Annotated in this window: 14 protein-coding genes; 12 read left to right on the top strand and 2 right to left on the bottom strand. The window is 73.4% G+C overall.

The genetic code is table 11. From position 1 onward, the window contains the following. Nucleotides 1–24 precede the first annotated feature (24 nt). From AQJ11_RS32365 to AQJ11_RS32355, 3 genes are all read left to right on the top strand, one after another. Entirely contained in the window at nt 25–2,892 is a 2,868-nt protein-coding gene (locus tag AQJ11_RS32365; RefSeq protein WP_208616662.1) for a DEAD/DEAH box helicase, read from the top strand. Continuing rightward, nucleotides 2,889–4,172 carry a hypothetical protein gene (locus tag AQJ11_RS32360; RefSeq protein WP_059265528.1) on the top strand — a complete coding sequence of 428 codons (1,284 nt, stop codon included), beginning with the start codon at nt 2,889–2,891 and terminating at the stop codon, nt 4,170–4,172. Before AQJ11_RS32365 ends, AQJ11_RS32360 begins: the two co-directional genes overlap by 4 nt. 129 nt (nt 4,173–4,301) lie before the next feature. After that, nucleotides 4,302–5,642 carry an esterase-like activity of phytase family protein gene (locus tag AQJ11_RS32355; protein ID WP_059265527.1) on the top strand — a complete coding sequence of 447 codons (1,341 nt, stop codon included), beginning with the start codon at nt 4,302–4,304 and terminating at the stop codon, nt 5,640–5,642. 63 nt (nt 5,643–5,705) lie between these two features. Here AQJ11_RS32355 and xylA read toward each other — a convergent pair whose 3' ends face one another. Next, entirely contained in the window at nt 5,706–6,872 is a 1,167-nt protein-coding gene (gene xylA, locus AQJ11_RS32350; RefSeq protein WP_058079594.1) for a xylose isomerase, read from the bottom strand. Nucleotides 6,873–7,030: 158 nt separating this feature from the next. Between xylA and xylB the strand changes: the two genes are divergently transcribed. From xylB to AQJ11_RS32300, 9 genes are all read left to right on the top strand, one after another. Next, nucleotides 7,031–8,476: a xylulokinase gene (gene xylB / locus AQJ11_RS32345; RefSeq protein WP_059265526.1), complete on the top strand. Its 1,446-nt coding sequence runs from the start codon at nt 7,031–7,033 to the stop codon at nt 8,474–8,476. A gap of 52 nt (nt 8,477–8,528) precedes the next feature. Next, nucleotides 8,529–9,737, top strand: coding sequence for an ROK family transcriptional regulator (locus AQJ11_RS32340; RefSeq protein WP_059265525.1), 1,209 nt, complete (start codon nt 8,529–8,531; stop codon nt 9,735–9,737). A gap of 674 nt (nt 9,738–10,411) precedes the next feature. Then, on the top strand, nt 10,412–11,896 hold the full coding sequence (locus tag AQJ11_RS32335) for an APC family permease (protein WP_059265524.1): 1,485 nt from the start codon (nt 10,412–10,414) through the stop codon (nt 11,894–11,896). 79 nt (nt 11,897–11,975) lie between these two features. After that, on the top strand, nt 11,976–12,989 hold the full coding sequence (locus AQJ11_RS32330) for an acetamidase/formamidase family protein (protein ID WP_059265523.1): 1,014 nt from the start codon (nt 11,976–11,978) through the stop codon (nt 12,987–12,989). An 80-nt stretch (nt 12,990–13,069) separates the two neighbouring features. After that, nucleotides 13,070–13,669 (top strand): N-acetylmuramoyl-L-alanine amidase, encoded by a 600-nt coding sequence (locus AQJ11_RS32325; protein WP_208616667.1) that lies wholly within the window; start codon nt 13,070–13,072, stop codon nt 13,667–13,669. A 186-nt stretch (nt 13,670–13,855) separates the two neighbouring features. Then, on the top strand, nt 13,856–15,163 hold the full coding sequence (locus tag AQJ11_RS32320) for a GAF domain-containing protein (RefSeq protein ID WP_059265521.1): 1,308 nt from the start codon (nt 13,856–13,858) through the stop codon (nt 15,161–15,163). Nucleotides 15,164–15,218: 55 nt separating this feature from the next. After that, entirely contained in the window at nt 15,219–16,742 is a 1,524-nt protein-coding gene (gene exaC / locus AQJ11_RS32315) for an acetaldehyde dehydrogenase ExaC (RefSeq protein WP_014671240.1), read from the top strand. A 325-nt stretch (nt 16,743–17,067) separates the two neighbouring features. Further along, nucleotides 17,068–17,871, top strand: coding sequence for an MBL fold metallo-hydrolase (locus tag AQJ11_RS32310; protein WP_059265520.1), 804 nt, complete (start codon nt 17,068–17,070; stop codon nt 17,869–17,871). Nucleotides 17,872–18,237: 366 nt separating this feature from the next. After that, entirely contained in the window at nt 18,238–18,885 is a 648-nt protein-coding gene (locus AQJ11_RS32300) for a DedA family protein (RefSeq protein WP_059265519.1), read from the top strand. A gap of 104 nt (nt 18,886–18,989) precedes the next feature. Here AQJ11_RS32300 and AQJ11_RS32295 read toward each other — a convergent pair whose 3' ends face one another. Next, a complete protein-coding gene (locus AQJ11_RS32295; RefSeq protein WP_059265518.1) occupies nt 18,990–19,712 on the bottom strand; it encodes a DUF2625 family protein in 723 nt (240 codons plus the stop codon). Between the last annotated feature and the right edge of the window lie 50 nt (nt 19,713–19,762).

The following is a 19,762-nucleotide window of genomic DNA, read 5'->3' as shown; positions in this document are numbered from 1 at the left end:
AAATTTGAGGAGTGCGGCAGAGCTGTGCAGACCATCCCCACGGCATCACCCTCCGACCTGGCCGAACTGACCCGATGCTGCGTCGTGTTCCTGCCGTCCGATCCCCCGCGTGCGGGCCGCATCGGCTTCTGGCGACCGGACGGTGGGCCTCCGCCCGTACACGCGGAGGGCTCGCCGGAGGATCTGGACCTCGCACTGCCCTCAGCCGATGGCGGCGTCGAACGCGTCCCGCTGCCGGTTCTCCTGCTCCCCGTACGCACCGCCCTCCCGGTGTTCGCACACGCGCGTGCGCTGCCGGGGGAAGACCGGGCCGCCGCGTTCTGGCGGACCGCGTACGAACTGGCCCTCGGCTTCGTGGCGCGCGGTCTGCTCCTGCCGGGCCTGTCCGCCGGCGATCACGACGCCTGGCGCGTGGGACCGCTGTCCGCGCGCGACGCGGAACTGGTCCGCGAACTCGCCGCCGCCATGCCCCCGGAGGCGCACGCCGTGCCGCTTGCGGCGGACGGGCCACCGCTGTTGCCCGACCCGGAGCGGCTGCTGCGCGCCTTCCTCGACGCGATCGCCGACGTGCTGCCGCGCTCCCCCGCCGCCCCTCTGGTGACCGGCGGCCCCGCGTACACGGCGCCGGAGCCGCGGCATCTGCCCGCGCTGCGGGCGTGGGCCGACGACATCGCCGCCGGTCATGACGCGGGGGTGCGGCTGTCGCTGCGCGTGGAGGCGTCCGGTCTCGACGGCACCACCTCCCAGGACGAGGATCCGATCCGCTTTCGTGCGGTCCTCCAGGTACACGGCCAGGGCGGGCTGGCGGACGTCATGGATGCCGCCGGACTGTGGACCGGTGCGGACACCGCGCCCGCGGCGTTCGCTCCACGCGCGCGTGCGGACGCGTTGCTGGCGCTGCGCCGGGCGGCCCGGGCCTGGCCGCCGCTGACGCCGCTGCTCTCCGCCGCCGTGCCGGACGCCGTGGACCTCGCCGACGACGAGATCGCCGAACTGCTGGGCGAGGGCGCGCGGGCGCTGGCCGCCGTAGGGGTCGACGTGCACTGGCCCCGGCACATGGCACGCGGCCTCACCGCACACGCGGCCATCGGACCGCCGGACGACGGCACCGCACCGTCCGGAACCGCCGCCGTTCCGTCGTTCCTCGGCGCGGACGAGAGGGTCACGTTCAGCTGCTGGTTCGACCTGGGCGGGCGGGAGCTGTCCCGGGAGGAGCTGGACCGGCTGGCGGAGGCCAAGCGTCCCCTGGTGCGGCTGCGCGACGGCTGGGTCCTGGTCGATCCGCGGGAGGCGGAGCGGGCCCGGACCGAGCGGAACCGTTCCGTCACTCCCGTCGAGGCGCTGGCCGCGGCTCTGACGGGCACGACAGAGGTCGACGGCCGACAGATCGACGTACGGCCGACGGGGTGGCTGGAGGGGCTGCGGGAGCGGCTGACGGCCGAGGACCCGGCCCTCACCGTCGGACAGCCGCCGGGCCTGGCCGCGACCCTGCGGGACTACCAGCTGCGCGGTCTCGACTGGCTGGCCCGCACGACATCGCTCGGACTGGGCTGCTGCCTGGCCGACGACATGGGGCTCGGCAAGACGATCACGCTGATCGCGCTGCACCTGCACCGGCAGACGGATCCGGCGGCGGCCGGGCCCACCCTCGTGGTCTGCCCGGCCTCGCTGCTGGGCAACTGGCAGCGCGAGGTCGAGCGGTTCGCCCCCGGGGTGCCGGTGCGCCGGTTCCACGGACCCGGACGCGATCTGACGTCTTTGCGGGACGGCGAGTTCGTCCTGACCACGTACGGCACACTGCGCCTGGACGGCGCCCGGCTCGCCGGGGTCCCGTGGGGGATGGTCGTGGCCGACGAGGCGCAGCATGTGAAGAACCCCTACTCGGCGACCGCGCGGGCGCTGCGCACGGTCGGCGCACGCGCGCGCGTGGCACTCACCGGCACGCCGGTGGAGAACAACCTCACGGAACTGTGGGCGATCCTCGACTGGACGACACCCGGCCTGCTCGGCGGACTCGGCGGCTTCCGCGCGCGCTACGCACAGCCCGTCGAGGGCGGCCGGGACCCCGCCGCCGCACAACGGCTGGCCCGGCTCGTCGGACCGTTCCTGCTGCGGCGGCGCAAATCCGATCCCGGCATCGCCCCCGAGCTGCCGCCGAAGACCGAGACGGATCACCCGGTGCCGCTCACGGCTGAACAGGCGGGGCTGTACGAGGCGTTGGTGCGCGAGACCCTGGACCGCATCGCGGCCGTCGACGACATGACCCGCCGGGGCCTGGTCATGCGGCTGCTGACCGGTCTGAAGCAGATCTGCAATCATCCGGCGCAGTTCCTCAAGGAGGACGATCCGCGGCTCGCGGGACGCTCGGGCAAGCTGGAGTTGCTGGACGAACTGCTCGGCACCATCCTCGCCGCGGACTCGGGCGTGCTGGTCTTCACGCAGTACGTGCGCATGGCCCGGCTGCTCGAACGGCACCTGGCGGCCCGCGGGGTGTCCTCGCTGCTGCTGCACGGCGGGACGCCGGTCGCCGCGCGGGAGGATCTGGTGCGGCGCTTCCAGGCGGGCGAGGCCCCGGTGTTCCTGCTGTCCCTCAAGGCCGCCGGGACGGGACTGAACCTCACCCGGGCCGAGCACGTCGTGCACTACGACCGCTGGTGGAATCCGGCGGTGGAGGCGCAGGCCACCGACCGGGCGTACCGCATCGGGCAGACCCGTCCGGTGCAGGTGCACCGGCTGATCGCCGAGGGGACCCTGGAGGACCGCATCGCGGAGATGCTGGGCCGCAAACGGGAGCTGGCCGACGCCGTGCTCGGTTCCGGTGAGGCGGCTCTGACGGAACTGTCGGACGAGGAACTGGCCGCACTGGTGGAACTGCGCGGGGAGGCGCGATGAGCCGCTACGACGACGAGGACGGACGTGACACGGGGCGCACGTTCGCCGCGCTGCCGCCCGCGCGCGGGCGCGCCTTCGCCCGGAGCTGGTGGGGGCGCGCCTGGTTGCGGGCGCTGGAGGACGCCGCCCTGGAAGCCGCTGCGGTCAAGGCCGGGCGCCGGCTCGCGCGCGCGGGCGGCGTCGGCGCGGTGACGGTACGGCCGGGCCGGGTCACCGCCGTCGTACGTGACCCCTCAGGTGCGGCGCACCGGGCCGACGTCCTGCTGCCGCAGCTGTCCGACGAGGAGTGGGCACGGTTCGAGGATCTCGCCGTGGAGCAGGCCGGCCACATGGCCGCGCTGCTCGACCGGGAACTTCCGCCGCATCTGATGGAGGACGCGGCGGTGGCGGGGATCGAACTCCTGCCGGGCCTGGGCGATCTGGATCCGGACTGCGACTGCGGTGCCTGGGACCACTGCGGGCACACCGTCGCCCTCTGCCACCAGGTGGCGCGGCTGCTGGACGAGGATCCGTTTCTGCTCCTGCTGATGCGTGGACGGGACGAGGACGCCTTCCTGGCGGAGCTGCACGTCCGCAGTACCGCGGAGCCGTCCGGGGTGACACCTCCGGCCGCGGGGGTGGACGCGGCCGAGGCATGGGCGGCCGGCGAGATCCTGCCGCCGCTGCCCGAGTTGCCCGGGCTCCCTTCGGCACCCGGCGCGTCACCGTCCTTCGCCACCGGGTCACCGGCCGCACCGGGGGTGGATCCCGCGGCGCTGGAACACCTGGCCGGTCGCACCGCCGTGGAGGCGTACCGGCTGCTGGCGGCGGCGCTGCGTGGTGAGAGGCGGGCCGGCGCGGACCTGACGGCCGCTCAGGACGCCGTACGCCTGGCGTGTGGGCCGGCGCCCGCCGCCGTCGCCGAGCGGCTCGCCGCGGGGTCGGGGCGTGGACGCGACGGGCTCATGACAGCCGTCCGCGCCTGGCGGACCGGTGGCCCGGCGGCGCTGGCGGTGCTCGACGAGGACCGGGCGGTGGAGGGTGCGGCGCTCGCACGCGCGTGTGCGGCTCTGGAAGCGGCCTGGGAGGCGGACGAGCGGCCGGTGTTCCACAGGAGCGGCAACCGGTGGACCGTCCAGGAGGAAGGCGTTCAGCTGCGGCTCGGGGGCGAGGGGCACTGGTGGCCGTATCGGGACGAGGGAGGACGCTGGGTCCCGGCGGGCGGGGCCGATCCCGATCCCGCGACGGCACTGGCCTCCGCGCGGCCGGACGCGGATGTCCCCGCACCGGATGGACGCTGACGCGCCGTCATCGCGGGATCGGCGCTATCCGATGAGCGGCGGACGCCGGCCGTTCACCGCGCGGTCGCGCCGCGTTCCTCCGGGGGCCCAATGGTGTCGGCAGCCCATGACCTTGCTCCAGGAGGCCCGATGTCCTCGCATGCCGCCGGCCCGCGCCGCGTCCACCGTTCCGTCGCCACGGGTCTGCCCCTGGCCCTGGGCGCCGTCCTCGTCGCGGCGGGGACGGCCACCGCGGCGCCGTCCGGGGACGCCCGCGTGATCCGCACGGCGATCCTCGGCGAGATCCCGCTCGGCTCGTTCAGCAACGCGCTGCTGCCCGGCAGCGTGGCCGGCGACCACGGGATCACGCTCGGCGGCATCGGCAGCGACATCTACCCGGCCGGCCGCAAGGGTGAGTACTGGACGGTGACCGACCGCGGCCCCAACGGTCAGATCAAGGTGGACGGCAAGAAGCGCCGCACCTTCCCGGTGCCGGGATTCGACCCCGCGATCGTGAGGATCCGGGTCTCCGGGGACACGATCAAGGTGATCGGCGCGATGCCGCTGACCACCTCCTCCGGGAAGGCCGTCACCGGACTGCCGAACCAGAAGAGCCGGGACGAGGCGCCGTACACCTACGACGCGCAGACGCCGCTCTCCTACGACCCGAACGGCCTCGACACCGAGGGCATCGTTCGGGCCGGTGACGGCAGTTTCTGGCTCGTGGACGAGTACGGGCCGTCCCTCGTGCACGTCTCCGCGCGCGGGAAGGTCCTCGCGCGCTACGTGCCCAAGGGGCTCGGTCTGACGGGTGCGGACTACCCGGTGGTGGAGGCGCTGCCGTCGATCCTGCTGCACCGCAAGACCAACCGCGGGTTCGAGGGGCTGGCGCAGCTTCCCGGCGGTGATCTGGTGATGGCCCTCCAGAGCCCGTTGTCGCTCCCGGACGCGGACGCTGGGGACGCCTCGCGCACCACCCGCCTGCTGCGCTTCTCACCCCGCGAGAAGGCCGTCACGGCCGAGTACGCCTACCGCTTCGACCCGGTGGACGTGGTGGACCCGAGCGAGGACGACACCTCCGAGCTGAAGATCTCCTCGGTGGTCGCGGTCGGCGGTGACCGGCTGCTGGTCGAGGAGCGCACGGACAAGACCGCCCGGCTTCAGCTGGTCAGCCTCACGCGCACGTCGGACATCCTCGGCGGTCCCTGGGACGACGACACCACGGCTCCGTCGCTGGAGCAGCTGGACGATCCCGCGGCGCGGGGCGTGCCGGTGCCGGCCAAGCGCCTGGTGGTCGACCTGGGCAAGGTCGCGGGGGTGCCCGGGAAGATCGAGGGCATCGCGCGCGTGGATCACGACACGCTCGCGCTCGTCAACGACAACGACTTCGGGATGACCGACGGGACGGGCGCGTTCGACGCCCGGGGCCGCCTGGTCGACAGCGGCATCAAGACGACCGTGACGTACGTCCGGCTGCCCGAGGGCCGCTGACACCGGCCTCGCGGCCGGGGGGCCGGGGTGAGCCGCTGCCGCTCGCCCCGGCCCTCCTCCGTTTCAGCCCCGCGCGCCCAGCAGGTGGTCCATCGCCAGCTGGTCGAGGCGTTCGAAGGCCATGCCGCGCGCGGCGGCGGCCTCCACGTCGAAGTCCTCGAAGGCCGCGCGGTCGGCGAGCAGGTCCTCCAGGCCGTCGGCCGCGGTCGGCTGGGCCAGCTGGTCCAGGCGCGAGGCGCGCAGCGCCTCCTGCACCTCGGGGTCGGCACGGAAGGCTGCCGCGCGCTCCTTCAGGATGAGGTAGTTGCGCATGCAGCCCGCCGCCGAGGCCCACACGCCGTCGAGGTCCTCGGTCCGCGGCGGCTTGAAGTCGAAGTGGCGCGGTCCTTCGTAACCGGCGCTCTCCAGGAGGTCGACCAGCCAGAAGGCGGACCGCAGGTCGCCCGCGCCGAACCGCAGGTCCTGGTCGTACTTGATGCCGGACTGGCCGTTGAGGTCGATGTGGAAGAGCTTCCCGGCCCACAGGGCCTGCGCGATGCCGTGCGGGAAGTTCAGACCGGCCATCTGCTCGTGGCCGACCTCGGGGTTGACGCCGTAGAGCTCGGGCCGCTCCAGGCGCTCGATGAAGGCCAGCGCGTGCCCGACGGTGGGCAGCAGGATGTCGCCGCGGGGCTCGTTCGGCTTGGGCTCGATCGCGAAGCGGAGGTCGTAGCCCTGCGAGGTGACGTACTCGCCGAGGAGGTCGAAGGCCTCCTTCATGCGGTCCAGGGCGGAACGCACGTCCTTGGCGGCGCCGGACTCGGCGCCCTCGCGGCCACCCCAGGCGACGTACGTCTTCGCACCCAGCTCGGCCGCCAGGTCGATGTTGCGGATCGTCTTGCGGAGGGCGTAGCGGCGCACGTCGCGGTCGTTGGCCGTGAACGCGCCGTCCTTGAAGACGGGGTGCGTGAAGAGGTTCGTGGTGGCCATCGGGACGGTCATGCCGGTGGCGTCCAGGGCCTGGCGGAACCGCTTGATGTGCGACTCGCGCTCGGTGTCCGACGAACCGAAGGGGATCAGGTCGTCGTCGTGGAAGGTCACTCCGTGGGCACCGAGTTCCGCCAGGCGCTGCACCGTCTCGACCGGGTCGAGGGCGCGGCGGGTGGCGTCGCCGAACGGGTCCCTTCCCTGCCAGCCGACGGTCCAGAGTCCGAACGTGAACCTGTCCTCGGGGGTGGGCTGGTAGCTCATGCCGCGGCTCCTTGCTGCGTTGCGACTATTTCGTCATGGCGGTTTACAAATTAGTATGCCGACGCACCTCTGGGAAGAGACAAGATGTCTTCGACAGCAAGGTGTCTTCGAAACCACACACCGCACGTCCCGCGGAGCCGCGGAAGAGGGAGAGCCCGATGTCAGCAGCCGAGGGTCCGCTCGTCGTCGGAGTGGACACGTCCACCCAGTCCACGAAGGCGCTGGTCGTCGACGCGGCCACCGGTCAGGTGGTGGCGAGCGGCCAGGCACCGCACACGGTGTCGTCCGGCGCCGGCCGGGAGAGCGATCCGCGCCAGTGGTGGGACGCGCTGTGCGAGGCGCTGCGCCAGTGCGGTGACGCGGCGCACGAGGCGGCGGCGGTGTCGATCGGCGGCCAGCAGCACGGCCTGGTCACCTTGGACGAACGCGGCGAGCCGGTGCGTCCGGCGCTGCTCTGGAACGACGTCCGCTCGGCGCCGCAGGCCGGCCGCCTGGTGGAGGAGCTGGGCGGGCCGAAGGCCTGGGCGGAGCGCACCGGCAGCGTGCCCGGGGCGTCCTTCACCGTCACCAAGTGGGCGTGGCTCGCCGAGCACGAGCCGGAGGCGGTCCGCGCGACCCGGGCGGTACGGCTCCCCCACGACTACCTCACCGAGCGCCTGACCGGGCAGGGCACGACCGACCGCGGCGACGCCTCCGGCACCGGCTGGTGGGCGTCCGGGACGGAGGCGTACGACGAGGAGACGCTCGCGCACGTCGGCCTGGACCCGGCGCTGCTGCCCCGGGTGGTACGGCCCGGAGAGGTGGCCGGCACCGTGCGCGACAGCCACGATCTGCCGTTCTCGAAGGGCACGCTGGTGGCCCCGGGCACCGGCGACAACGCGGCGGCGGCCCTGGGCCTCGGCCTGCGGCCCGGCACGCCGGTGCTGAGCCTCGGGACGTCCGGCACGGTATACGCCGTCTCCCGGCGCCGCCCCACCGATCCGACCGGGACGGTGGCCGGCTTCGCCGACGCGCGCGGGGACTGGCTGCCCCTGGCCTGCACCCTGAACTGCACCCTCGCGGTGGACCGTGTCGCGGCCCTGCTGGGCCTGGACCGCGAGGCGGTGGAATCCGGCGGCTCCGTGACCCTGCTGCCGTACCTGGACGGTGAGCGCACCCCGAACCTGCCGCACGCCTCCGGAGTGCTGCACGGTCTGCGGCACGACACCACCGCGGGTCAGCTTCTCCAGGCCGCGTACGACGGCGCGGTGCACGCGCTGCTCGGGGCGCTCGACCTGGTCCTCGACGAGGACGCGGACCGCGACACCCCGCTGCTCCTGATCGGCGGCGGGGCCCGCGGGACGGCCTGGCAGCAGACCGTGCGCCGGCTCTCGGGGCGGCCCGTCCAGGTCCCGGAGGCCCGGGAACTGGTCGCCCTGGGGGCGGCGGCACAGGCGGCCGGACTGCTGACCTGCGAGGATCCCGCCGCGGTCGCCCGCCGCTGGAACACGGCCGCGGGCCCCGTCCTGGAGGCCGTGGAACGGGACCGGACGACGCTGGACCGGATCACCGGGGTACTCTCCGACGCGGCCCCGCTGCTGGAGCGGGGGACGGACACCGAGTGACCGGAGCCGCCCGCGACCAGCCGGGCGGCAGACACCAAGGATTGACGGAGGCATGACCGCACCGCTGCACGAGGCCCGCCCATCGGGCGCCGGGCGCACCCTGCCGGACACCCAGCAGGGCATGCGCCGGCGCAACCTCGCCCGGGTGCTGCACGCCGTGAGCGCCGAGGGCTCGCTGTCCCGGGCGGCGGTCGCCTCCCGGATCGGACTGACGCGGGCCGCGGTGTCGACCCTGGTGGACGAGCTGATCCGCTGGGGTCTGCTGGAGGAACTGGGCCCCGAGCGGCCGGGGCGGGTGGGCCGGCCCGGGTCGGCGCTCGCGGTGAGCGGTCGGGGGCCCGCGGGGATCGGGGCCGAGATCGGCGTCGACCACCTCGCGGTGTGCGCGGTCGACCTGCGCGGCGAGGTCCGCGCGCGGGCGGTCCGGCGCGGCGCCAACCGGGGCCGGGCGCCGGGACCGGTGATCGAGGAATTGACGGCGCTGATCCACCAGGTCGTCGCGGAGGCGGAACGCGCGGAACTCTGGCCCGCCGGGCTCGCGGTCGCCGTGCCCGGCCTGGTGGCTAGGGACGGGCGGACGGTCGTACGGGCCCCGAACCTCGACTGGCACGACCTCGACCTCGGCCCCCTGCTGCCTGGCCACGGGCCGCTGACCGTGGACAACGAGGCCAATTTCGGCGCGTTGGCCGAACTGTGGCTCGGTGCCGGTACGCCGGGCGACTTCCTGCACGTGTCGGCCGAGATCGGCATCGGCGCGGCGGTCGTCGTGGACGGCCGGCTGCTGCGCGGCACCCGGGGCTTCGCGGGCGAGCTGGGCCACGTGCCCGTACGGCCGGACGGTCCCGCCTGCCCGTGCGGCAGCCGGGGGTGCCTGGAGCAGTACGCGGGCGAGGAAGCGGTTCTGCGCGCGGCCGGGCTGGAGCCGCGGGACGACCGGGTGGGCCTGCTCGCCGAGCGCGCCGAGGCGGGCGACGAGAGGGTACGGGCCGCGCTGCGGGACGCCGGTACGGCCCTCGGTATCGCCCTGACCGGAGCGGTGAACCTGCTCGACCCCGAGACGGTGGTCCTGGGCGGCGCCCTGGCCGAGCTGTCCCCCTGGCTGCTGCCGTCACTGGACACGGAGCTGAAGGGCCGTACGGCCGGCCCGGCCTGCCCGGTGACGGTCTCCCCACTGGGCCCGCAGGGCCCCCTGCTGGGCGCCGCGCACTCGGTCGTCCGAGCGGTACTGGACGATCCGGCGGTGGTGGCGGAACGATCCTGACGCGGCTCGGCGCGTGCCGGGGCCCCGACCGCGGGAGGTCGGGTGACGGACCGGGTGCCACGCGAGGAATGGATCAAGTCTCAGCCGCGGGCGCTGCTCGCCTCCTGCGTGCTGATGCCGGACGGGCAGGGGCGCGTCCTGCTGCTGCGTTGCAGGCCGGGGCGCCCGACGCCGGGCAGGGGTGGCTGCCCGCGGGATGCCGACCACGGTGGATTCCTGGTCGGCGGCGCGCTGCGGGAGTGCGGTGATCTGCGGGAGGGTGGCGCGGCGAGGGGCGTGACACCGGTTGTCTACTGCCGCCCGTGAGTCGCGGCCGCAGGGCCCCCGGTACGGAATCCGCCTCCGCGAGCGACCGTGACGGACCGTGCGCCGAGGCTCCGGCGCCGACCGGGTGTCTGGCTCCCAGGGCCGGCCAGGCGTCGGCCTTCCAGTGCCGAGTCCGACGTGCCAGGCGCCCCCGCTCACCACCAGACGTCACCCGATCGAGTGAGCAAGTTGTCCACAAGCCGTGACTCGTCCACGGAACCGTGGCACACCCTTCTGCCCAACCCGCCCGAGTCGTACCGTGATTCACGCGAGGCGCAGCCGACGGATCGTCACCGACCGCCGGGCGGCGACGAAATGAGGAGCGCACGGTCGGTGGTGGCGGCGGACTGACACGCATCGGGGGACACATGCACCGGGAGACGAAGGGGACGCTGCGGCGCGACGCCATCGGGCTGCGCGAGGTCCTGTTCCAGAGCATCACGGCGATGGCGCCGGCCGCCGCGGTGGCGGCGTCGATTCCGTCGGGCGCCGCTTTCGCGGGCGGCAGCCTCCCGCTCGCGGTGCTCGTGGCCCTGGTGGCCTGTCTGTTCACCGCCTCCTGCGTGGCCGAGCTGGCGCGGGAGCTGCCCGCGGCGGGCTCCGTGGCGACGTACGCGGCAAGGGGCCTGCACCCGGCCGTCGGCTTCCTCGTCGGGTGGGCCTACGTCTTCGTGGAGATGCTGGTGCCACCCCTGCTGCTCCTCCAACTGGGTTTCACGACGGCGGGCACGCTGCACGAGCAGTGGTCGGCGTACCCGGCGGACCTGTGGTGGCCGTGGGCGCTGGCGGGTGCCGGGGTGATCGCCGTCTCGGGCTACCTCGGCGTCCGCGCTTCCGCCCGCTTCGGCACCGTCCTCGGCGTCTTCGAGGTCCTCGTCCTCCTCGTGTTCGCCGTGCTGCTCATCGCCAGGGCGGGCAGCGCCAACACCCTGTCGGTGTTCGGTACGTCGCACACCGCCGACGGGTACGCGGGAGCCTCCGGGGTGTTCGCCGGGTCGGTCTACACGGTGCTGGCCTTCGCGGGGTTCGAGGCGGCGGCGTCGCTCGCCGAGGAGACCCGCGACCCGCGGCGGACCATGCACCGCGCGGTCCTCGGAGCGGCCGTGGGCATCGGCCTGTTCTACGTCCTCACGACGTACGCGATGACCGTCTGGTTCGGCCCCGACCGCTTCGCGGAGTTCGGCGCCTCGGGCGAGGCGTCCTGGGAGGGCGTCGCCCGGGCCTCCTTCGGCCTCTTCTGGGTGCTGGTGTTCCTCGCGGTGGTCAACTCCACGATCGCGAACGCCAACGCGAGCGCGAACGTCTCGACGCGCACGGCCTTCGCCCTCGCCCGTGTCCGCGTCCTGCCCGGCCTGCTCGCCACGCTCCATCCCCGGCACCGCTCCCCCGTGGCCGGCATCGCCCTGCAAACCGTCGTGGCGGTCGCGGCGGTGCTGGGGCTCGGCTTCGCCTACGACCCGGTGACCGCGTTCCTGCTGCTCGCCACGGTGATCGTCACGGTCGTCGTCGGTGTCTACATCGTCGTGAACCTCTCCTGCGCCGGTCATTTCCTTCGCTCCGGCCGGGCTGCCTTCAAACCGGTGCGGCATCTGCTGTTCCCGGTGCTGGGCATCACCGCGTTCGTCCCCGCCCTGCTGACGGCCGCCGGCCTCCCGGTGTTCGACTTCGTGACGGAACTGACGGCGCCGGTGTCCTACGCCGGTCCGGTCGTCGGCGCGTGGATGGCCGTGGGTGTGGTCGTGCTGCTCGTGCTCATACGACGGCACCCCGAGCGCATAGCCGAGACCGCGCGCGTGCACCTCGACGCGTACGACCCCGGCGCCGGCCGCATGGACGGATCCGTGCCGAGCTGACCACGCGTCACGTGGCTCCGCAGCCACGCCCGCCCGCATCCCCGTCCCGGGATCGCCCTCAGAAGGGAGTCACGCCACGATGACCGACCCCCGGATCCTCACCGTGCGCCCCGAACCGGACCAGTACGCCTGGACGTTCGGCGGAGCTGCGCCCCTGGCGCGGATCGCGCCCGGCACGGTCCTCGACCTCTACACGGAGGACTGCTTCGCGGGCCGGGTCCGGTCCGAGAAGGACCTGGTGTCCGAGGTCTGCGAGTTCCCCTACCTCAATCCGCAGACCGGCCCCTTCCACATCGAGGGCGCCGAGCCCGGTGACACCGTGGCCGTGCACTTCGTGTCGATCGAACCGGCCCGCGACTGGGCGGCGTCCACGACGGTCCCCCTCTTCGGCGCGCTGACCTCCACGCACACGACGGCCACCCTTCAGCCACCGCTGCCGGAGCGGGTGTGGATCTGGCAACTGGACCGGGCCCGGAGGACGGCCCTGTTCCAGGCGCGGGACAGCGACCTCCAGGTGGAGCTGCCCATGGACCCGATGCACGGCACGGTGGGCGTGGCGCCCGCCAGCCTGGAGGTGCGCTCGGCCCTGGTGCCGGACGCCCACGGCGGCAACATGGACACCCCTGAGATGCGGGCCGGCGTCACCTGCTTCCTGGGCGTCAACGTCGACGGTGCCCTGCTCAGCCTCGGCGACGGGCATGCCCGGCAGGGCGAGGGCGAGACCTGTGGCGTGGCCGTGGAGTGCGCGATGAACACGGTGGTGGTCGTCGACCTCCTCAAGGACGTCGCCACACCGTGGCCCCGGCTGGAGTCGGACACGCACATCATCTCGACCGGCTCGGCCCGGCCGCTGGAGGACGCGTTCCGGATATCCCAGCTCGACCTGGTGCGGTGGCTGGTGCGCGACTACGGGTTCAGCGAGCTGGACGCGTACCAATTCGCAACCCAGGCGGTCGAATCACCGTTGGCCAACGTGTGCGACACGAACTACACGTGCGTGGCCAAGCTCCGCAAGGAGTGGCTGCCCGCGCGGGAGACGTACCGCGGTGCGCACGCCCGGCTGCGGGAGACCGCACGGGCTCTGCGCCGCTGACGTCCCCGTCGTACCCCGACTCCGGAAAGCACGCCGAACGGCATTCCCCGAGGCATCCCGAAAGGCATCCCGCCATGGACATGGACCGAGCCAGACCCCGGCTCAGCCGGCGCCGGCTGCTCAAGGGCGCGGCACTCGCCGCCGTCCCCTACCCGCTGCTTCCCGAAGGGCGGGCCGGTGCGCAGAGCGCGGCCGTCGACTACCCGCCCGCCGAGTGGCAGGCGGCCAGCGGCTCCAACTACACGGTGTCCCACCGTCCCGGTGACTACACCGTCGACCGAGTGATCATCCACGTCACGCAGGAGACGTACACCGACACGTTGGCGATCTTCGCCGACCCGCAGAAGAAGGTCTCCGCGCACTATGTGGTCCGCTCGGCGGACGGGCACGTCGCCCAGTGCGTCCACGAGGCGGACATCGCCTGGCACGCGGGCAACTGGAGCTACAACACGCGCAGCATCGGCATCGAGCACGAGGGCTGGATCGACCAGCCCGCCTACTTCACCGACGCCCTCTACGAGGAGTCCGCGAGGCTCACGGCGGCGATCTGCGCCAAGTACCGCATCCCCCGGGACAGGGAGCACATCATCGGCCACTACCAGGTGCCCGGCACCGACCACACCGACCCGGGGCCGAACTGGGACTGGGTGCGGTACATCAGAATGGTCAACTTCGCCTAGCCGGAGGCGGAGCCGCCGTCGCACCGGTTGTCCGCGCGAACACCCTGGGTGACGATGATCCCGGCCACCGTGGCAGCCGCTGTGCCACCGCCGAGCCCGCCACAGCACCGCCCGGAGCCGCCGCACCCCGCATCACCGTCCGTACCGCACCGCATCACCACCGTTCCACCGTCCGGGGAGGCCGAGTTGACCGATCCGTGGGTTGCCCTGGAGCCGGGGGCCGACCCCGCCGAGCGCGTCCGGTTGCTGCGCCGGGCGCACGAGACGTTCACCACGGTGGGGACGGTGCCGCGCCCGGTGCGGTCGGTGGTGGCGGAGTCGTGGCGGCGCAGCGCGCGGGCCGGGGTCGGGCCGGACGGCGCCGCCAGGGTGGAGCTGACCGACGGCGATCTCGGCGCCTACCGCGCGGAGCATCCGCTGTCCCGGGTGATGCCCCTGTTCCGGGAGTTGATGGGCACCTTCGCGGCCGATGGCGAGCATCTGCTGGCGGTGTGCGACGCGCACGGCCGACTGCTGTGGGTGGAGGGGCACGCGGCGACCCGGCGCCGCGCGGACCGGATGAACTTCGTGCCCGGTGCCCGGTGGTCGGAGAGCGCGGTCGGCACCAACGCGCCGGGCACCGCGGTCGCCGTGGACCGGCCCGTGCAGGTGTTCGCCGCCGAGCACTTCATACGGCAGGTGCAGCCGTGGACCTGCGCCGCCGCTCCGGTGCACGATCCACGCACCGGACGGGTCCTGGGGGCCGTGGACATCACCGGCGGGGACGGGCTCGCCCATCCGCACAGCCTCGGCTTCGTGCAGGCGGTGGCGCGGGCCGCCGAGGCACAGCTCGCCCTGCTCGCCCCGCCGCGCGCCGCCGGGGAGGGGCCGCTGCTGAGCGCGCTCGGCCGGGACGAGGCCGAACTCGTCCTGGACGGACGGCGGATCAGGCTCAGCCGTCGGCACAGCGAGATCCTCGTGCTGCTGTCCCGGCACCCCGAGGGTCTGAGCGGCGACGAGTTGCTGTGCGCGCTGTACGCGGACGAGTCGGTGACCCCGGTGACGCTGCGGGCCGAGCTGGCGCGCCTGCGCAGACTGCTGGGGCCGGGGCTGCTCGCCTCGCGGCCGTACCGGCTGACGGCCGCGGTCGAGTCGGACGCCACCGTGGTCGAGCGGCGGCTGGAGACGGGTGCGCTGACCGCGGCGGCGGAGGCGTACACCGGCCCGCTGCTGCCCGGTTCCCAGGCCCCGGCGATCGTCCGGCTGCGGGAGCGGCTCGCCGGCGGGCTGCGCACGGCGCTGATCGCGCACGGCGACCCGGATCTGCTGGCGGACTGGGCGCACGCGCCGTGGGGTGAGGACGACCTGGAGACGTGGCGGGCGCTCGCCGCCGTACGTCCGACGGCACCGGTCCGGGCCCGGCTCGCCGCGCTGGAGGCCGAACTGGCGGCGCCGGCCGGGCGGGCACGGGCGCTGATCCGCGGCGCAACGTACTTGCAACGTCCGTGTGTCTAGCCTCGCGCCGAGAGCTGTCCAACGGCGGGCAGCGCTGCACCGGGAGGCAACCAGGATGACTCGTTACGCGGCGCCGGGCACCGAAGGCTCGATCGTCTCCTACCAGGCGCGCTACGACCACTACATCGGCGGCGCCTATGTGCCGCCGGCGCGCGGGCAGTACTTCGAGAACCCGTCACCGGTCAACGGTCAGCCGTTCACGGAGATCGCGCGCGGTACCGCGGAGGACGTCGAGCGGGCGCTGGACGCGGCGCACGAGGCGGCGCCCGGGTGGGGTCGTACGCCGGTCGCGGAGCGGTCCGACATCCTGCTGAAGATCGCCGACCGGATGGAGGCCCACCTGGAGCCGCTGGCGGTGGCCGAGAGCTGGGAGAACGGCAAGCCGGTCCGGGAGACGCTGGCCGCCGACATCCCCCTCGCGATCGACCACTTCCGCTACTTCGCCGGGGCGATCCGGGCGCAGGAGGGTTCGCTGGGCGAGCTGGACGACGACACGGTGGCGTACCACTTCCACGAGCCGCTCGGTGTCGTCGCGCAGATCATCCCGTGGAACTTCCCGATCCTGATGGCGACCTGGAAGCTCGCGCCGGCGCTCGCCGCGGGCAACGCGGTCGTCCTCAAGCCGGCCGAGCAGACCCCGGCCTCCATCCACTACTGGCTGAGCCTGGTCGCGGACCTGCTGCCGCCGGGTGTGCTGAACATCGTCAACGGGTTCGGTGTGGAGGCGGGCAAGCCGCTGGCGTCGAGCCCGCGGGTGGCGAAGATCGCGTTCACCGGGGAGACCACGACCGGGCGGCTGATCATGCAGTACGCCTCGGAGAACATCAAGCCGGTCACCCTGGAACTCGGCGGGAAGTCGCCGAACATCTTCTTCGACGACGTATGGGCGCACGACGACGACTTCCGCGACAAGGCGCTCGAAGGCTTCACGATGTTCGCGCTCAACCAGGGCGAGGTCTGCACGTGCCCGTCCCGGGCGCTGATCCAGCGCGGTCACTACGCGGAGTTCCTGGAGGCGGCCGTCGAACGCACCCGGCGCATCAAGCCGGGCCACCCGCTGGACACCGACACCATGATCGGTGCGCAGGCCTCCAACGACCAGCTGGAGAAGATCCTCTCCTACCTGGACATCGGCCGCCAGGAGGGCGCGAAGGTCCTCACGGGCGGTGAACGCTTCGAGCACGAGGGCGAGTTGAAGGGCGGTTACTACGTCCAGCCCACCATCTTCGAGGGCGACAACCGCATGCGGATCTTCCAGGAGGAGATCTTCGGCCCGGTCGTCTCGGTGGCTTCCTTCGACGACTTCGACGACGCGATCAAAATCGCCAACGACACGCTGTACGGCCTGGGCGCGGGGGTGTGGACCCGGGACATGAACACCGCCTACCGCGCGGGCCGCGCGATCCAGGCCGGCCGTGTGTGGACCAACTGCTACCACGCCTATCCCGCGCACGCGGCGTTCGGCGGCTACAAGCAGTCGGGGATCGGCCGTGAGACGCACAAGATGATGCTGGAGCACTACCAGCAGACGAAGAACCTCCTGGTGTCGTACTCACCGAAGAAGCTGGGCTTCTTCTAGACGCCGGGGAAGGGCGCCTGGCGAAGGAGGATGTCCGTCAGGCGCCCCTGTCGGACGTACCCGTACCCCCGGCAGCGGCCTCTCCCGACGCCGACCCGCGGGCCCGCGAGCGGATCGTCGGACGGGCTGCCCCTCTGGAACCCGGGTGCACCTGTCCTGGACGCCTCCCTTCCGACGGCGGAGTGAGACCCGCCGTGACGAGGTGGCGCGGCGTCCATGCCCGCGGCGCATGGATGCGTCTCCACAGGCATTTCCCGGGGCACCGGGACATCGTTAGCGTGGGCGCTGTGAACCGAACCACCACGACCACTCTGCGAGGGCCTCGATGAGCACAGGGCTGTCCCGGCAAGAATGCGCCGTCACCGTGCTTGGCGGCCCCACGGCCGTCATCGACATCGGTGGCCTGCGGATCGTCAGCGATCCGACCTTCGACGAGGCGGGCCCCCAGGGGTACCTCACCAAGACCGCCGGACCCGCCGCCGACGAGGACGCGGTGGGGCCGGCCGACCTCGTCCTGGTCAGCCACGAAGCCCACCCCGACAACCTCGACGGGCGGGGCCGCGCGTTCGCGAAGACAGCCCCGCTGGTACTCACGGGGCCGCGCGCGGCGGAGCGGCTCGGCTCACCCGCCGTCGGCCTCTCCCCGTGGACCGGCCACCGCCTGCCCCGACCGGACGGCGGCGGCGACCTGACCGTGCTGGCCGTTCCCGCCGTCCACGGTCCCGAGGACGGCGAACGCGACGCGGACGGCAACGTCAACTGCGAGGTCATCGGGTTCGTGCTGTCCGGGCAGGGGCTTCCCACCGTGTACGTCAGCGGCGACAACGCCTCGATCCGCACGGTCGCGGAGATCTCCCGCCGGGTGCCCGGCATCGACGCGGCCGTCCTGCACGCGGGGGCGGCACGCGTGCCGGCGAAGTTCGACGGGCGGCCCCTGTCCCTCGACAGCCGCCGGGCCGCCGCCGCTGCCGCCGTCCTGGGCGCGGAGATCGTCGTACCGGCCCACTACGACGGCTGGGCCCACTTCTCCGAAGGGCTGCCCGAGATCGAACTGGCCTTCCACGAGGCCGGCCTGTCCTCCCTGCTGCGGGTCGCACCCCACGGCACGTGGGTGCCGCTGACCCGCTGACCCCCTCGTCCGGACAGCGATCACCGACGCGGCGCACCGGGCGCTCGTGGACGCGCTGGACATACCCGAGCGGGACAGGTTCCAGATCATCACGGAGCACGACGCCGACACGTCGTCGCCCTCACACGACGCCGACACCTCGTCGCCCTCGACGTCGGCCTCGGCTTCGGCTTCGGCTTCGGCTTCGAGCGGACCGATGGCCTGGTGGTGATCCAGGCCCTCACCCGGTCGGGGCGCTCCGATTGCTGACACCGCTGGCGAGGCCGGCGCGTCCGGCTGATCCCCGCGACCGGCGCGCACACATGCGCCGGGCACGCGATGCTGGGGAGCGGACAGGGTCCCCGAGGAGGCCAGGAGGCGCGACCGGTGATCGCCGTCAACCCGCTGGACAGCGCCTCGGTGCTGGCCGCCTTCGGCGCGCTGGGCGTCCTGGCCGTGGTCTTCGCCGAGTCGGGTCTGCTGGTCGTCGGCTTCTTCCTGCCCGGTGACACGCTGCTGTTCCCGGCCGGTGTGCTGTGCGCGGGCAGTGCCCAGCAGCCGCCGCGGCTGGCGCTGTGGCAGGTGCTGGTGTGCGCGGCGATCGGGGCGGTGGTGGGCGGCCAGGTGGGGTACCTGATCGGACGGCACGGCGGCCGGGCCCTGCTGGCACGCACGAGAGGCGGGCGGGTGAAGGGCGCGGCGGCGCGGGCGGAGCGGCTGCTGGCGCGCTACGGCTACGGCAAGGCGCTGGTGATCGGCCGGTTCGTGCCGCTGCTGCGGACGGTCCTGCACCCGGTGGCCGGGGCCCTGGGTGTGCCGGCGCGGACCTTCACCCTCTGGCAGACGGTGGGCGGTGTGCTGTGGTCGCAGACGCTGGTGCTCGCCGGGTACACCCTGGGCGCGTCCGTCCCGCACATCGACGACTATCTGCTGCTGCTGGTCGGCGTGGTCATCGTCCTGTCGCTGCTCCCGCTGCTGCCGGAGGTCCGCCGCGCCCACCGCGCCCGCCGGGACCGGCGCGACTCCGCACGCTGAACGCGCCACGGCTCGCCCGCCGGCTGTCCGCACCGGCCTCGGGACCGCCGTCCCGGTCGGCACGGGCCCGGCCCTGCCGACGGGCCCGAGGGCGTGCGACGGCGTCACAACTCGCCCAGGAACCCCGGATCCGCCGGGCCCAGTTGCCGGGCGAAGTCGGCGGACACGCCCACGACCTCCCTGAGCGCCACGGCCCGTCTGCTGGTGGCGGCGAGGTCCTCGTGCGCCTCCTTGGACCACAGGAACGGGACGACACTGATGCCCTGGGAGAGCTCCAGGGCCGCCGCCTCCTCCCGCCAGCCCTGCCAGCGCAGCCCCGCGTAGAACCTCTCCGGCCCACCGGCCAGCAGCCAGCCGATCCACGCCGAGTGGCCCATGTCCAGCGCCTCCCACTCCAGGGTGTCGGGCGCGAAGTAGGTCATCTGCCCCGGATCACCGGGCCGGCCGTTGCCCGCCGGGTCGTGGCCGTTGAGGCAGAAGACACCGCCGAGCACGTCATGGCCGACGACGAGCCCGGCCGCCGGGTGCCAGCGGGGGTCCAGCTCCTCGGGAAACCCGTTGACCCGGCCGAGGCTCGGCAGCCCGCCGCCGGCGCCGCCCGCGCCGTACACCCGCAGCCAGCCGTCGTCCAGGACCAGCCCGCCGCAGTGCAGGGTCAGCGCACCGAGCACCGACCTCGCCGTCACCTGCAACTGGAGGAGGCAGCGGCGGCCCTCGTCGGGGTCGGCGGGCAGCACGCGGACGGGTACGGCACTGCCGGTGAACGCCTGCTCAAGCTCCGGCCAGGCTGGATCGGTCACCTGGACCAGCTCGTCGATCTCTCGCATCCGTGGATGATCGCAGCAACGTCCGGCCTCACCTCGGCCGCCCCGGCGCG

Origin of the sequence: Streptomyces corchorusii (genome assembly GCF_001514055.1) — a bacterium.
Taxonomy (GTDB): Bacteria; Actinomycetota; Actinomycetes; order Streptomycetales; family Streptomycetaceae; genus Streptomyces; species Streptomyces olivaceoviridis.
This window is presented reverse-complemented; position numbering and strand designations above follow the sequence as displayed.